This window comes from Paenibacillus sp. P3E (assembly GCF_001909045.1).
Lineage (GTDB): Bacteria > Bacillota > Bacilli > Paenibacillales > Paenibacillaceae > Paenibacillus_AQ > Paenibacillus_AQ helianthi.
In genome coordinates this window covers 66450-82154 of record NZ_LVWH01000198.1, presented here as the reverse complement: position 1 = coordinate 82154, position 15705 = coordinate 66450, and the positions used below count along the sequence as shown (strand labels likewise).

15 protein-coding genes are annotated in these 15705 nt (G+C 51.7%); 11 read left to right on the top strand and 4 right to left on the bottom strand.

Annotated elements, in window-relative coordinates; translation table 11 throughout:
• Positions 1-14: 14 nt before the first annotated feature.
• The 3 genes from A3842_RS24370 to A3842_RS24360 are packed head-to-tail and all read right to left on the bottom strand — an operon-like array spanning position 15 to position 2681.
• Complete coding sequence (locus tag A3842_RS24370) at positions 15-1571, bottom strand: hypothetical protein (RefSeq protein WP_074103023.1); 1557 nt, start codon at positions 1569-1571, stop codon at positions 15-17.
• A complete protein-coding gene (locus A3842_RS24365; RefSeq protein ID WP_083609716.1) occupies positions 1568-2299 on the bottom strand; it encodes an ATP-binding cassette domain-containing protein in 732 nt (243 codons plus the stop codon). The genes A3842_RS24370 and A3842_RS24365 overlap by 4 nt, the downstream gene beginning before the upstream one ends.
• Positions 2286-2681, bottom strand: a complete 396-nt coding sequence (locus A3842_RS24360; RefSeq protein ID WP_074103022.1) for a GntR family transcriptional regulator — start codon at positions 2679-2681, stop codon at positions 2286-2288. Before A3842_RS24360 ends, A3842_RS24365 begins: the two co-directional genes overlap by 14 nt.
• Positions 2682-2873: 192 nt before the next feature.
• Between A3842_RS24360 and A3842_RS24355 the strand changes: the two genes are divergently transcribed.
• The 3 genes from A3842_RS24355 to A3842_RS24345 all read left to right on the top strand — a co-directional run bounded on the left by A3842_RS24355 (position 2874) and on the right by A3842_RS24345 (position 5823).
• Positions 2874-4232: a TrkH family potassium uptake protein gene (locus A3842_RS24355; protein ID WP_256701848.1), complete on the top strand. Its 1359-nt coding sequence runs from the start codon at positions 2874-2876 to the stop codon at positions 4230-4232.
• Positions 4233-4247: 15 nt separating this feature from the next.
• Positions 4248-4919, top strand: a complete 672-nt coding sequence (locus A3842_RS24350) for a potassium channel family protein (protein ID WP_074103020.1) — start codon at positions 4248-4250, stop codon at positions 4917-4919.
• 463 nt (positions 4920-5382) lie between these two features.
• A complete protein-coding gene (locus tag A3842_RS24345) occupies positions 5383-5823 on the top strand; it encodes a cell wall hydrolase (protein WP_074103019.1) in 441 nt (146 codons plus the stop codon).
• A gap of 557 nt (positions 5824-6380) precedes the next feature.
• Here the strand turns inward: A3842_RS24345 and A3842_RS24340 are convergent.
• Positions 6381-7280, bottom strand: a complete 900-nt coding sequence (locus tag A3842_RS24340; protein WP_074103018.1) for a LysR family transcriptional regulator — start codon at positions 7278-7280, stop codon at positions 6381-6383.
• Between the two features lie 679 nt (positions 7281-7959).
• Between A3842_RS24340 and A3842_RS24330 the strand changes: the two genes are divergently transcribed.
• The 8 genes from A3842_RS24330 to A3842_RS24295 all read left to right on the top strand — a co-directional run bounded on the left by A3842_RS24330 (position 7960) and on the right by A3842_RS24295 (position 15676).
• Complete coding sequence (locus A3842_RS24330) at positions 7960-8625, top strand: succinate dehydrogenase cytochrome b558 subunit (protein ID WP_074103069.1); 666 nt, start codon at positions 7960-7962, stop codon at positions 8623-8625.
• Between the two features lie 91 nt (positions 8626-8716).
• The gene (gene sdhA, locus A3842_RS24325; RefSeq protein WP_074084063.1) at positions 8717-10459 is read left to right on the top strand and encodes a succinate dehydrogenase flavoprotein subunit; all 1743 of its coding nucleotides are present in this window, start codon (positions 8717-8719) and stop codon (positions 10457-10459) included.
• A 68-nt stretch (positions 10460-10527) separates the two neighbouring features.
• Entirely contained in the window at positions 10528-11292 is a 765-nt protein-coding gene (gene sdhB, locus A3842_RS24320; protein ID WP_074084064.1) for a succinate dehydrogenase iron-sulfur subunit, read from the top strand.
• A 276-nt stretch (positions 11293-11568) separates the two neighbouring features.
• Entirely contained in the window at positions 11569-12357 is a 789-nt protein-coding gene (locus tag A3842_RS24315) for a DUF3891 family protein (protein ID WP_178382405.1), read from the top strand.
• A gap of 43 nt (positions 12358-12400) precedes the next feature.
• Positions 12401-13138, top strand: a complete 738-nt coding sequence (locus tag A3842_RS24310; RefSeq protein ID WP_074084066.1) for an ion channel — start codon at positions 12401-12403, stop codon at positions 13136-13138.
• A gap of 44 nt (positions 13139-13182) precedes the next feature.
• The gene (locus A3842_RS24305) at positions 13183-14118 is read left to right on the top strand and encodes a metallophosphoesterase (protein ID WP_083609714.1); all 936 of its coding nucleotides are present in this window, start codon (positions 13183-13185) and stop codon (positions 14116-14118) included.
• Between the two features lie 36 nt (positions 14119-14154).
• A complete protein-coding gene (locus A3842_RS24300) occupies positions 14155-14697 on the top strand; it encodes a GNAT family N-acetyltransferase (protein WP_074103015.1) in 543 nt (180 codons plus the stop codon).
• Between the two features lie 241 nt (positions 14698-14938).
• Positions 14939-15676, top strand: a complete 738-nt coding sequence (locus A3842_RS24295) for an NADPH-dependent oxidoreductase (protein WP_256701851.1) — start codon at positions 14939-14941, stop codon at positions 15674-15676.
• Positions 15677-15705: the final 29 nt, after the last annotated feature.

The window sequence follows — 15705 nt, the reverse complement described above, 5'->3', positions numbered from 1 at the left end:
GAAGATAGCTGTACTTATGCTTGTTTTGTCCGTACGGCTTCATTCTTCTGCATCAGCACAAGATGGTAATATTTAGAGCCTGCAAGAATACAGCATACCGCAAAAGGCAGACCCAATACAGCAGTCCAGCCGAGTAACGCCCAGTCGGGATGCCAGCCGCTGCTGTAAGATGCCGGGAACATATATGTATTGATCAGATTGCTCTGTAAAGGAACCGCAAAGGCAACGGGCAAAAACAGCAGGGAGAGTGCTCGTGACCTCATCAGATAATAGCTGATTTGCAGCAGGCCAAGTGCCAGTGTCAGGGCCAGTGTATAGACCAGAAATGAGAAAAACAGCCAGGACACATATTGGGTCATCTCGTGAAAACTGGACTTGCCTGCGGCGAGACCGGCCAGAAGGCCAACAACAGCTGATACCCCCAATACCACATTCACACGCATCACTGTAACCCATACAGCGGCAATCCCTGACAGCAGCAGCCGCAGCCGGCTCTGTGGAAATCCCAGCCACCAGGGTAATTGCTTGCGTTCAAAGCTATTGCGCAGCAGCATCCAGAATGAACCGAACAATACCGGAAATATGAAAGGTAAACGGATTGCGGACTGCATCGCATTCAGATTGCCGGAGGTGAAATAAAACATCGCAACGGCAATAACGGGAGCGGCAAGCTTCAAGATGCGTACAGCTTGATGCTTCTCCATCTGTTGCAGACGGCTGGAGTCAAGCTTGTACAGGGTGACGAATGGTGATTGGCTCCTTGCCGAAAGGTGTCTGTCCTTTTCCGGTTTACGGACGGACTCTGCCTTTGAGGAGGCTGCCGCAGGGATGCTGCGTTCCCCCATTTGTCCAAGCCCGTTCACCGCAATCCGGGGCATCAGAAAATAACAGGCCGGCCACCCGACAACGAGGAGTGCAGCTGTATAGAGGATGATATACGATGGTGCTGTATATTGCATATCATAAATGCCCAGAGCCTGTGAGTTGAGAAGCCCAATAAGAATAAACGGCAGCATCCAGAGAATTGAATACGGGAGGAGCAGCACCCGCGCAACTCTGCCGGGACGCATGATGAGGCTCGCCAGCAGGCCGAATACAACGGCTATTGGCAGAAGAACAAGGATGAACATTACGTAAGCTGTAAGGGTATAGATCAGCTCTCCGGCGGGAAGCGGCGTATAACGTCCTGTAAAGGTTGAAAGGCAGTACAGGACAATCGCTTCTATATACAACAGGAGCGTAAGATTGAGGCTGTGTCTAAGCAGGCTGGCCCCTTTGGCATAGAGCAGGGTGAGCCGGCTGTGGGGAAAGGTAAGCACCCAATCCCTATTCCGCTGCCCTGGAAAGGAGGCCATATGAAGAAAGGAGATGCCCACGCTCACGGTCCACAGCAGGAGGGCAACGGTTATGAACGGAGACCGCTGCGATGTGTTGAAGCCCGGGAGATACATACCGAGAAGCAGCAACAGAGAGAACAGGACCAGCACAGTCAGACTGCGCTGCTTCTTGCTGAATCTGGCTGGACCATAGCGGCTGTATTCCAGGTTGATTAGTGTTCTAAACGCGCTCATGCGAACACTTCCCGGTATCTGGATTCCACTGATTTGCCGGAGCGGCGCAGAGTGTCAACATCCTCGATGCCCTGGATTTTTCCTTCGCCCATCAGGATCAGCCGGTCGAACAGCAGCTCCATTTCACGGATATCATGGGTTGCAATGAGAAAGGTCCGGGCGCCATCCGCCAGCTCGCCGACCACAGCCGAGGCGATGCGTTCTCTGGAGATCAGGTCAACGCCGGTAAACGGTTCATCCAGCATAATCAGCGGTGCCTTCCGCGACAGGCAGGTCAGCAGCTGGAGACGTGCCTCTTCTCCCCGGGACATTGCGGAAATGAGAGCCTCGGTTGAGACGGAGAGCTGGAGCAGCAGCTGTTCAGCTTTGTCTGCATCCCAGTCCGGATAGATGCCTTGGGCAAAACCCAGCCACTGCGCTACAGTCAGCCAGCCGGGAAGATTCGCGCGGTCAGGCAGCATAGACAGTACACCGAGCCGGTCAACTCCCGAGGGCTTGCCGAAAATCTGTGTAGAGCCTGAATCCGGTAGGGTCAGACCGGCAAGAATGCGTAGCAGAGACGATTTACCTGCGCCATTGGGTCCAAGCAGGCCGGTAATGCTGCCTGACGGGATCTGAAAGCTGATTCCGTCCAGTATCATTTTTTTCTTCACTATTAGTCTTACATCCTGGCACTCCACCGCGACAGGTTCATCATAGGGTACGGGAAGCTTGTTATTGTCTATCATTTGAATCCTCCTTATCGAAATTAAGCATTTGCTCTGCCGAGAGTCCGAGTGACTCCGCTATGAACTTGAACTCTAGGACGGCCTTGCGCATGATCGTCTTGCGTGCCTCTGCAATGACCGCCTCCTCAAGGGTAACGAAGGTTCCCTGGCCGCGACGGGTGACGATTAGACCGATACGCTCAAGCTCCTGGTAGGTTCTGGCCGCAGTGGTCGGATTTACATTTCTTCCCGCGGCCAGCTCCCGAACAGAGGGCAGGCGCGAGCCGGGCGGGATGAGCCCGGTTACAATCCGTCCACGGATGGCATCAACAAATTGCTCATAAATCGGGAGCGAAGGATTGATCTGGAATTGCTCCGGTAAAAGCTCATAGGATTGCTCCATCGGTTCCTTCCTCCAACCTTGTTGTTATGTGTGTATGGATACATGCCATACACTTAATAAGTGAAGTGTACCATCTTGCACCATACAATAGCAAGAGCAGGAATGATAAATATAAAATGAACCTTTGTGAAGTTGGGTAATAACGATTATAATTTGTATGTTTATTACGTAAGTTGCGAAAGGATGAGATGTTTGGCTTCACCCATTCCAAAAATTACAAATTTCAGATTTCTGAAGCTGTCTCCGCCGCAGATTCTGGTGCTTGGCTTTGCTGCCGTCATTCTGACCGGGACCTTGCTTCTGATGCTTCCGATGTCGAGTACATCAGGAGTATCGCTCAATTTTATTGATGCATTGTTTACTGCAACCTCGGCAACCTGTGTCACCGGGCTTGTGGTGGTGGATACAGGTACGTATTTCACTGTGTTTGGACAAATTGTAATCATGCTGCTTATTCAAGTTGGGGGATTAGGGTTCATGACGATGGCCACCCTGTTCGCCCTGGTGCTGAAACGCAGAATCTCCCTGCGCGACCGGCTGATTCTTCAGGAAGCCATGAATCAGAGCTCCATGGAAGGCATTGTACGGCTGATCCGCAAGGTGCTCATCTATTCACTCGTCATTGAAGCCGCGGCTGCTGCTATACTCTCACTGCGCTGGGCATTTGATATGCCGCTGGGGCGTGCTGTCTACTTTGGTATTTTTCATGCGGTATCGATGTTCAATAATGCGGGGTTTGATATCTTTGGAGACTACCGAAGCTTGACCGGATATGTAAACGACCCTATTGTCAACTTTGTGGTCATGTTCCTGATTATATCTGGAGGCATTGGCTTCATCGTGATGTCCGATTTGGTGGAATTTCGGCACACGCGCAGGTTGTCTCTCCACAGCAAAGTGGTTCTGTCGATGACAGCGGCGCTGATTTTACTTGGAGCAGTTGTTATTTTTGTATTTGAATTCACCAATTCCCGGACCATGGGGCCGCTGAGCTTCGGGGGTAAAATCTGGGCTGCCTTCTTTCAATCCGTCACCCCGCGTACAGCGGGAGCGAATACATTGGACATTGGCAGTCTTCGTCAGGCCTCGCAATTTTTCATCGTCATCCTGATGTTCATCGGTGCTTCACCAGGCTCCACAGGCGGGGGCATCAAGACTACGACCTTCACCCTGATGATCGGTGCAGTAATCTCGATGCTGCGCGGCCGCGAGGATATTGTCTTGTTCCGCTACCGGCTTGCACAGGAACGTGTATTCAAGGCGCTGACGATTACGCTGCTGGCGCTGCTGCTGGTTGTGTCTGTCTCGATGATCCTGTCCACCACGGAGGATCGGGCGTTTCTTATGATACTGTTCGAGACTACCTCGGCTTTCGCTACAGTGGGCCTCAGCATGGGGCTAACTCCGGAGCTGAGCCAGTTCGGAAAAATCCTGATCAGTCTGACCATGTTCGCCGGACGGCTTGGGCTTCTAACACTGGCGTATGCAATTGGGCCGAAACAGGGTAAGCAATTATATAAATACCCGGAAGGCAAAATGATAATTGGATAAGGAGTTACGGACATTATGAAAGCACAGCAGTTTGTCATCATCGGTCTTGGCCGCTTCGGCTCAAGCCTTGCCCTGGAACTGATGGCCATGGGCTATGAAGTGCTCGGTATTGACCATTATGAGGAACGCGTAGAGGAAATGAGCGGCCAGCTGACCCATGCCGTCGTTGCGGATGCCACGGATGAGGGGATCATGCGCTCACTGGGTGTGCGCAACTTCGACTGCGGCATTGTGGCGATTGGCGATAACATGGAGCGGAGCATCCTGGCGGCGATTCTGCTGAAAGAACTGGGTGTGAAGCAAGTGGTGGCCAAGGCGATTTCGATCCTTCACGGACGGGCCTTGTCCAAGCTTGGCGTAGACCGGGTGATTTTTCCTGAACGGGATATGGGTATTCGTGTCGCTCATCAGCTGACCACGCCCAACCTGCTGGACTATATTGAGCTCTCCAAGGATTACAAGGTGGTCGAGCTGACTGTTCCCGCCTGTATGGATGGCAAGAGCCTCTCTGAGCTCAACACGCGGGCCAAATACGGCTGCAGCATTATTGCCCTGAACCGGGAAGACGGTGTAATTGTCGCCCCGACAGCCCATGACCATGTGCATCAGGGGGATATTATGGTGGTCATCGGTTCCAATGCAAGCATCGTGGAGTTCGAGAACGAAGCGGTGAATGTGGAGTTGTGAGTAACTACTACTATAGGTTATGTTAAACGATAGAAACACAAACAAACGCCCGGATACGCATCCGGGCGTTTGTTTGTGTTTGGAGCGAGGTAAGGGTGATGAATATCCGTGAGTAGGCATCTTTGATATTGGCGGAATTTACTTTGTCATTGTGTAGTCCGTAGCCCCAAGATTGCATTTTGCCGCCAGCCTGATAATGGCCTGCGATACACATTCCCGACTGCATCTACATCAGGACTCGCTGTCAGGAGAAAATAAAGTTTTCTACTGAAAATAAAGGAATAGACTTGCAAATATAAATGTAGACTGGGAAAATAAAATATGGGACTGACGATGCTTCATTAAGCTGACGGGCAGAAGAGTGCGGTGGAACGGCTGTTTATTATCGCTCTCTCTTTTGCCAGAGTAACACATCCGCTTCACCTACAATATGATAAGTCTAGAAATCTAAAGAGGTGAGCCAATGGCAGTCGTAAAATCCAGGAAACAGGATATTGATATGTTGGCAAGGTTGCTTCGAGCTGAAGCTGAGACCGAAGGGGAAATGGGCATGCTCCTTGTTGGAAATGTTGGCATTAACCGAATAAGAGCGAATTGCTCCGATTTTACAGGAATCCGGACAATTCCACAAATGATCAACCAGCCGCATGCATTCGAAGCGTTACAACATGGTATGTACTATCAAAACGCAAGAGACAGGGAACGCCGTCTGGCGCAACGGGCTGTGAATGGGGAGCGGAATTGGCCAGGCGAATTCTCCCTATGGTATTTCCGTCCAGGATCGTTCGAAAATCCCGGACCATGTCCGCCAACTTGGTATGATCAGCCGTTCGTAGGACGATGGAAGAAGCACTGTTTTTATCAACCGACCGTGGAAGAATGTGAAAATATATATAATACGTAAATGAAAAGAGCTCTTAGGATCTCTTAACTTGACCTGTCACAGCCATGTGTCGGTTGACAAGAACTTTATCTCATTAAGTGCCGCGTAAATCGCGGCTTCTTTGGGTTTAGTGGAATAAAAGTTGTTGTCACGGTCATTATTCGGAAACTATACCCACGTGACAGGCCGTCCGATGTCGGATTAAAAGAACATTAGCCGAATGAAGTCTGCTTGAATTGCGGGCTTTATTTATTACCGGATCAAGCTCTTGTCATTTGTTAATGTCAAGAACATTGTCCGATTGCCGACGAGCTTTGCCGGTCGGCAGCCTGTTTATCGAACGGGAAAGAAAGTTAAAAAAAGGAAAATCACGATGGGTGGAGGAATAAGTTGTTGTCGGGTTAGAGATTGAACTAACGGGGAACTTTAGTTCAATGAAACAGCGACAGTCTTTGACGTTATTATCTCGTCCTTGGCTGTCGCTGTTTCATTTTCTAAGGTCAGTCTAAAACTATATCTTCTGTTAACACTCGCAATTTCCCCCTTCTGCACTCAACTGCAGGCGCAGCAAGGCATCGCTATTCCCGTCCCGGCAGGAACACTGCTTCAGTTACCTGCACGAGGCAGCGTGCAGCCTTGCTTAAGCTCCCGTTGCTTGGATAGATCAGACATGTCGTCCGCCGGGTCTGCTCCAGCTCCTTGATGTGCAGTGAGACCAGCCCGCCGCCGTTCAGCAGCTCGGAGCGCAGATAAGACTTCGGCAGCAGTGCCGCGGCTTTGATCGTTGGCAGCAGCCGGACAATCGCCTCGAAGGAGTCGATCTCCATACGCACATCGGGATCGGTACCGCTGCGCTGAAACAGCTCGTCGGTCATACGGCGGTACCATGTGCCCTTGGAGAAGAGGATCATCGGCAGCCGGGAGAGGTCACTCATGGTCAGCTTCGCAGACAGAGCCAGCGGGTGATGCTCCGAGACAACCAGACGGAGCTGATCCTCGAACAGAGGGATACAACGCAGACCCGGCTCCTGAGTGGAGGACGCGATAATTCCGAGATCGGACCTGCCTTCGCTGACCGAGGAGACGATCTCATGCGTCTTGCCGGTGATCAGCTTCAGCTCGGCTGCCGGATATTTCTCCATGTAGGCGTTCACCAGCGGCGGCAGTGTGGTCTGGAGTGTAGTTAGGCTGGCACCGAGTGTTACAAGCTGCGGTTCCCCTTCCTTGAACTTCGATAGCGCTTCCAGAAATTTGGAACGCTGCTGCCTTTGCTCCAACGCATAGGTATAAGTAAGGCGCCCTACCTCCGTCAGCTCCAGCCGCTTGCCGAACCGGTTGAAGAGTGCAACGCCGAGCCGTTCCTCCAGCTTGGAGATTTTACGGGAGAGGGCGGGCTGGGACAAATTGAGCTGGCGCGAAGCCCGGTTCAGGCTGGAATGCTCCACGACGGCAGCAAAAATATCCAGATCATCAAACATAAGCGCTCCTCCTAAAAGTTTTGTGAGCATAACATCCTGAATCCTCTTCGTACAAAACTCGCTTCGTAAGCATAAACCCTAGTTTTGTGAGCATGACATCCTGAATCCTCTTCGTACAAAACTTACTTCGTAAGCATAAACCTAGTTTTGTGAGCATGACATCCTGAATCTTCTTCGTACAAAACTTACTTCGTAAGCATAAACTTAGTTTTGTGAGCATGACATCCTGAATCCTCTTCGTACAAAACCCGCTTCGTAAGCATAAACTTAGTTTTGTGCCAAATCCCGAGAATTCAGTTTTTATGGAAAGTGATAAATGACATATCCGTTATAAGGAAGTATCCTTTGCCAGCAAGGGATAGCAAGGCTTTTCCAGTAATTATCACGTTCTAAATGAGAATTATTATCACATTAAAAATATTCTTATGCGTTTATTGTATAACGTTTAATAATTAGATTGCAATTCCCTTATAAGAGAAAAAGGAGTAACATGAAAAGTGACACAAGATATTCACATATTGTGAAACATACAGCAAAGTCCGGGAAAACAATGAATAGCGGTGAAAAAAGACATTTTACGGGCTTTTCGAATCCTGATGCCCCCTGTTTCAACTGTACTCCCGGCGGTGTATGCTCATTAATGAAAACGCTGTTTTATATCGGAAAGGGGACACTTTGCATGAGAGGATTTTATTCCAGAAAGATTCATTCCTTGCTTGGCGTCATCCCGCTCGGGTTCTTTTTCCTGGAGCACATGCTGACGAATTTCTCGGCAGTAGAGGGAGGCGCTTCCGGTTTCACGGACAGCGTGTTATGGCTGAACAGCCTGCCGCTCGTCTTCTTCCTGGAATTGTTCGGCATATGGCTTCCGCTGCTGTACCACGGGGTCTACGGGCTGTATATTGCTTATCAATCCAAGCCAAACCTGAACCGTTTCAATCTAGAACGGAACTGGCGGTATACGCTGCAGCGGATTAGCGGAGTGATCACCTTCATTTTCATTGTCTGGCATCTGTACGAAACACGGTTTCAGGTGGCGGTCGGCAAGGTGGAGCATGAAGAGCTTGGCGGTGTCATGCATAACATCGTAACCCAGCCGCTGCTGCTGACTGTGTATATTATCGGTATCCTGGCAGCCTGCTTCCACTTTTCGAACGGTCTCTGGTCGTTCCTGATCAGCTGGGGCATTACTGTGGGGCCGCGTTCCCAGAGAGTATCTTCCGTAATCTGCCTGGGTCTTTTCGTGATTGTCAGCTTCATGTTCCTGTTCTCCCTGGTCACCTTCCGTAACGATGAGTTCCAGGCTACGGCTTCGGCTGTACAGTCGCTGCGCAGTCTGATTTAAAAGAAATATAGAAAGTGCGTCCATCTTTGGACGAACCTTAGGATGTAATATACGGGTAGAAATTCCGCATAACAATTAGGAGGGAACAATCATGGCATCAGCCGATATCATTATCGTGGGCGGAGGGCTTGCCGGCCTGATGGCTACCATCAAGGCGGCGGAATCCGGCGCGCATGTACATTTATTCTCCCTTGTTCCTGTCAAAAGATCGCACTCGGTCTGCGCGCAAGGCGGCATTAACGGTGCGGTGAATACCAAAGGCGAGGGTGACTCGCCCTGGGAGCATTTTGACGACACTGTATACGGCGGTGACTTTCTCGCCAACCAGCCTCCGGTCAAAGCCATGTGCGAAGCAGCACCGGGCATCATCCATCTGATGGACCGGATGGGCGTTATGTTCAACCGCACCCCGGAGGGGCTGCTTGACTTCCGCCGGTTCGGAGGCACGAAGCGGCACCGGACAGCCTTTGCGGGTGCGACAACCGGCCAGCAGCTGCTGTATGCACTGGATGAGCAGGTCCGGCGCTGGGAGGCTGAAGGCATGGTCACCAAAAGCGAGAACTGGGAATTCCTCTCGGTGATCCTGGATGACGAGCGGGTATGCCGCGGCATCAGTGCCCAGAATCTGAAGACGATGGAGATTCAGACCTTCCCGGCAGATGCGGTGATTCTGGCGAGCGGCGGTCCGGGAATTATTTTCGGCAAAACAACCAACTCGGTCATCAACACCGGAACGGCTGCCAGCGCTGTCTACCAGCAGGGTGTACATTACGCCAACGGCGAATTCATTCAGATCCATCCGACCGCAATTCCCGGCGATGACAAGCTCCGGCTGATGTCTGAGTCGGCGCGCGGCGAAGGCGGACGCATCTGGACCTACAAGGACGGCAAGCCGTGGTACTTCCTGGAGGAGAAATATCCTTCTTACGGGAATCTGGTGCCGCGCGACATTGCTACCCGGGAGATTTTTAACGTATGTGTGGATCAGGGGCTTGGCATTAACGGCGAGAACATGGTGTACCTGGATCTCTCCCACAAAGACCCGAAGGAGCTGGATGTGAAGCTGGGCGGCATTATCGAAATCTATGAGAAATTCATGGGTGATGATCCCCGCAAAATCCCAATGAAAATCTTCCCGGCTGTGCATTACTCGATGGGCGGCATGTGGGTCGACTATAACCAAATGACCAATATTCCCGGGCTGTTTGCGGCAGGGGAATGCGAATACCAATATCACGGTGCGAACCGGCTCGGCGCGAACTCGCTTGTATCTGCGATCTACGGCGGCATGGTTTCGGGGCCGAAGGCTGTTGAATATATTAAAGGGCTCAAGAAATCGGTACAGGACATTTCCTCTACCGTCTTTGACACCTTCCATAAGACGCAGACGGATAAATATGAGTCTCTGCTGGCGATGTCCGGCACAGAGAATGCCTATGTCATCCACAAGGAGCTGGGCGAATGGATGACCGCCAATATGACGGTCGTACGCGAGAACAAGAAGCTTGAATCGACCATCAGCAAAATCAAAGAGCTGAAAGAGCGTTACCGCAGCATCAACATGAATGATACCTCTCGCTGGAATAACCAGGGCGTAGCCTTCACCCGCCAGCTCTGGAACATGCTGGAGCTGTCCGAGGCCATGACCCTAGGGGCCCTGCTGCGTAACGAGAGCCGCGGTGCGCACTATAAACCTGAATTCCCGACACGTAATGATGAGGAGTTCCTGAAGACCACCAAAGCCAGTTGGACAGCAGAAGGTCCGCAAATCTCCTATGAAGCGGTGGACGTGTCACTGATCCCTCCACGGGTGCGTGATTACTCGAAGGATTGACCTGCGGAGAAGTATACGAAGCGATTTCATAGTTGCAATGCTCACAAAACTTTTAGGAGGTAACAGATATGGCGGAAACGGCTGCAGCTCCCAAAAACGTAAAGTTTATCATTACCCGCCAGGACGAACCTGAAACGGCCCCGTATACGGAAGAGTTCGAGCTGGCGTACCGTCCGGGGATGAATGTAATCAGTGCTCTGATGGAAATTCAGCGCAACCCGGTCAATGCCGGAGGCGCCAGCACGGTTCCGGTCTGCTGGGAATCCAACTGTCTGGAAGAAGTATGCGGCGCCTGCTCGATGGTAATCAACGGCAAGCCGCGCCAGGCCTGTGCGGCGCTTATAGATAATCTGGAACAGCCCGTGCGTATCGAGCCGATGAAGACCTTCCCTGTGGTCCGTGACCTGGTGATTGACCGCAGCCGGATGTTTAACGCGCTCAAACGGGTTAAGGCTTGGATTCCTATTGACGGCACCTACGATCTGGGTCCGGGCCCGCGTATGCCGGAGAAGAAGCGCCAGTGGGCCTATGAGCTGTCCAAGTGCATGACCTGCGGTGTCTGCCTGGAAGCCTGTCCGAATGTCAATGAGAAGACCAATTTCATCGGTCCGGCGGCCATTTCTCAGGTCCGTCTGTTCAACGCCCACCCTACGGGCGAGATGAACGCCGACGAGCGTCTGGATGCCCTGATGGAAGACGGAGGCATCGACGGCTGCGGTAACTCGCAGAACTGTGTACGGGCCTGCCCGAAAGGCATTCCGCTGACGACTTCGATTGCCGAGATCAACAAGCAGACTACCAAGCATATGTTCAAACGCTGGCTGGGTGTGTAGGATTAGACAGCCTACCTTATGTATATCAAAGCTGTAAAAAGCTAAAGACACAGCACATCTCCGGGTTAGCGGAGATGTGCTGTGTTTTGCTTTGGAAGTAATTAATTGTTTCTTTCCTGCCGCAAAACGGGTACATTTTTACACAGTCCTACAGGAATGATTCAGTTTACAAGGAGCGGTATCAGGTCTTGGATTCCAATAAATATAGGTGGATATGTTATAATCTCACTAGTCGATGCAACACTCAGGCAGTGGATAAACCAGGGAGGTATGACAGTGATTTGTCGTGAACAGGACGGATATTTGGTAATGCTGAGGCAGCATGAGCACGGTCTGCTGGCCGGCAAATTTGCAGAATGGTTCAAGGAACAGCATGTTCCGGCGGAAGGACGCCGTGCAGAGGTGCTGCGGGCAGTCAGCAATCATGACCGGGGCTGGATCGATCTCGATGAGACCCCTTTCTGGAATGATGCGGAGGGTTCGCCGTATACCTTTATGGATTTTCCGCTTGTGCCGAAGCTAACCTTCTATAGACGGGGACTGGACGAGATTGAAGCGGACACTCCATACGGTGCATTACTATGCAGCTCACATTATGAGCGGCTGATCGAGGTGTCAGGGGAGAACTGCCCGGAGCTTACCGCCTACCTGAAGCACGAGGAGGATCGCCGGGCACGCATCCATCGTCTCCTGGAGAACAGCAAGCCGCTCGCAGAGGGCGAATTGTATTATGATGCCAGATTGCTGCAGTTCTGCGATGACCTCTCCCTTTATCTGGGTCTTAGTAGGCCGGGAACCCCCAAATCGGAGGAGCATCCCTGGTTCCGTGACGGATTCTCGGGAAGTGAGGACTTCAGCTTCACCTCCGGACGCCTGATTTCAGCGGAGTGGCAGGACAAGACTACGCTCCTGCTGGATCCTTTTCCATTCACAGAGAACGTCGAGGTGAGTTTCAAGCTGCGCCGGGTCTCCAAAAAGGATGTGGAGCGCAAAGGAATCGCCCTTGCCTTCAGCGGCACCCCCGAAGAAGAATGCCGGATTACTGTGGCCAGCAAGCCGGAATAGGCCGCGTTTTTGACATGGAACCGGGAACAGGAGTGTTATGCCCATGGCATGGTGGATGTGGACCCTCAATATAGCTGTAATTGTTATGATCTCATGGTGGTTTTACCGGATGAAGCTGAGCCGGATGGGAAAAGGAGTGCTCTTGATCCCCATTCTGATCTATACGCTGATCTCCGCCGAAGATCTTCTGAACTGGATTGATCTTCGCACGATTTTGCCCGGGGACCAGGGAATGCGTGCACTGATCCTAATTGTTGCCCTGGCATCCATGCTGTTCTATGTGCTCTTTATTTTTCACGAAATCAAGGAATCCAACAGCAAAGAGGTCAGGATGCAGGAGACGCTCGTGCGTATCAGTATTGCAGCATTCACCTGCATTATTTTTTTCACTGTCGTATATACATCCATATATAAGCTGTTTGGACATTCCTCCTTTGATGGAAATGGACTAGGCGAAGATTTGCTCAGCCAGCTGATTACCTTCCTCTATTTCAGTGTAGCCACTTTCACAACGGTCGGGTACGGAGATGTAGCCCCGGTGGACAATACCTCGCGCCTTGTGGTTGTCATGCAGATCAGCTTCAGCTTCATCACCGTGGCTTATGCGTTATCCATGCTGGGGTTGTTCCGCAAGATTCTGGGCCCGGGTTCGGAAGAGGAGATCGAGGCAGAGATTGATGTGAATATTGAATCAGAGGTTGAAGAAAAGGTAGAGGAGGCTAAGGAGGAGATTCAGGACGAAGAGGATGAGGAATCTTCCCGCTCCAAGCCCTCCCATTAATCTTCTTCCCCGACAATTATCCTGCATGAAAGGAGAACCTCTCTATGAATAAAAAACAGTCTGGGGCTTCTCCGGGCCTCATGGCAGCTACTACAGAAGACAGCACCCGGCACAGTGCTCCTCCCCCGCAAACAGGCGGTGGCCGCAAAATCACCCGCCGCCAGTTCCTCGCAAGGGGAGCAGCTACCGTAATTGGGGCAGGTCTGCTCACCAGCGGCTACGCCTGGCAGGGGGAGCCTAACTGGCTGGACATCACCCGGCTGGAATTGTCCTTTAAGAATCTTCCGTCCGCTTTTGCCGGCACGCGGCTGGTTCATTTCAGTGATGTGCATTTGGGTTTTAACAAGGATGTACATGATCTGAAACGGCTCGCTGGACATATCAAGGAGGCCCAGCCGGACATTATCTGCTTCACTGGCGATATTGTGGACAGCTATGCCGAGGATCTGAAGGAGTCCGTACCGATTCTCGCAGAGATGAGTGCACCGCTTGGCAAATATGCAATCCTGGGCAATCATGATTATAAGAATACAGAGCTGCTTACCCGTCTGCTGAACGATGCCGGCTTCCGCGTGCTGCGGAATCAATCGTATCTGATACAGCAGGGGGGCGCGACTATAGCGGTTACAGGAATTGACGACATGCTGCACGGCAAGCCTGATCCCCAGGCTGCCCTGAAGGGTGTTCCTGAGGATATGTTCACGCTGCTCATGATGCATGAGCCGGATTATGCAGATACGGCAGAAGCATATCCTTTCCATCTCCAATTGTCCGGTCACAGTCATGGTGGGCAGATCCGCCTGCCCTTTCTGGGTGCGGCATACACGCCATACGGAGGCAACAAGTACATAAGCGGTTTGTATTATACGGAGAAGAAGCGAATGCCCGTGTATGTGAACAGGGGGGTCGGCGAAACCTATATGCCATTCCGGTTCATGTGCAGGCCTGAACTCACCATTTTCACCCTGCGGCGCGCGTAGTACAAACAAGGTCCCGGCATAGAAAAGGAGAAGCCCATGAGCACTTTCGATACGGTATTATCCATGGCACGGCAAGGTGAAAAAGTTGAACTAAGGACGATGCCATCTACCGATGCCGGGGTGCTGAGTGCGCTGCTGATGCATCCGGAAGTGAAGCCTCATATTCTGCTGCGCCATGGGGACAGTTCACCGCATACCTATCTGGAGAAGCTGGTGACCCGGATGTTGTATGCCTTTGACCCTTGCGCACTTCATGCCGGGATTTATGTCAGAGGACGGCACGAACTGATTGGAACAGCCTCGCTGCAGAACTGGAACCGTTATGAGAACAAGGCTGTCCTTGGCTATATACTGAATCCGTTATGGTGGGGGCGGGGACTCGCCACTGAAGCGGTCGGGCTGCTGCTGGATTACGCCATTCAGGAGCTGGGAGTTCAGAAGATCGAGGGACGCTGCCGTGGCGACAACCTCAGGTCAGAGCGTGTCATGATCAAGAACGGGTTAACTCTGGAGCGAATCCTCCCTATGCCGGGCAGTTCAGGGGATGTAATGAAAGTATTCACATTGTTACACAAATGAAATAATGCCGTTATGAAACTCTAACAGTGTCCGGTTAAACTAAGTACATGACCCCCTTTTGAAAATATAAATGCTGTTGGGACCCGATGATTCGGGTCCATTTTTTTGTGCTGATTCTCCTTGGCACCGTTATCGGGAATATAGAGCAGCTTGGCCAAGACTGGCGGCTTCCCGGGCAATTAGGATATGATGGTCTGTATACAGCAGCAATAGACCAGGAGGTTATCATCCTTTGAACGAAGTGATCCGAACATTAATGAACCACCGCTCCTTCCGGCAGTATCATGAGCAGCCCGTGGAGCCGGAGAAGCTAAAAACCATTATTGAAGCTGCCCAGGCAGCCCCGTCCTGGGTTCACGGTCAGCAGGTATCCATCATTGCCGTGCGGAGCGAAGAGCGCCGCAAGCAGCTTGCGGTGCTGAGCGGGAATCAGAAGCATGTTGCGGAAGCACCGGTATTTTTAGTGTTTTGCATGGATTTTTACCGGGCCAAAGTGGCAAGTGAGCTGGAAGGACAATCCTTTGAGGCCGCAAGGGACGTGGATGCTCTGCTAGTAGGTGCTACGGATGTGGGCATTGCCTTATCCAATGCCATTGCTGCAGCGGAGTCGCTGGGGCTGGGCATCATCCCGATAGGCGGGGTTCGCCGCCATACAGCGGAGGTGATAGAGCTTCTGCAACTGCCGGAGTATGTATTCCCGATTGTCGGGCTGTGTGTCGGCTACCCTGCCGGGGAGCTGCCGAAGAAGCCAAGGCTACCTATGGAAGCTGTTCTTCATGAGGAACGGTACAATCCGGAGGCGAAGGGCCTGATTGAAGAATACAATCTGACCCACCGCAAGTTCCTGAATTCCCAGGGGTTGACGGAGAGGGATTGGAGCAGCACTATAGCCCACTTCTACACCCTCAATCCCCAGTATGGGGATGCACAGCATACGCTGAAGCAGCAAGGCTTCAACTGCGATAATCTGACCAAATAACAAAATGCACCACAGCCACTCACGATAGA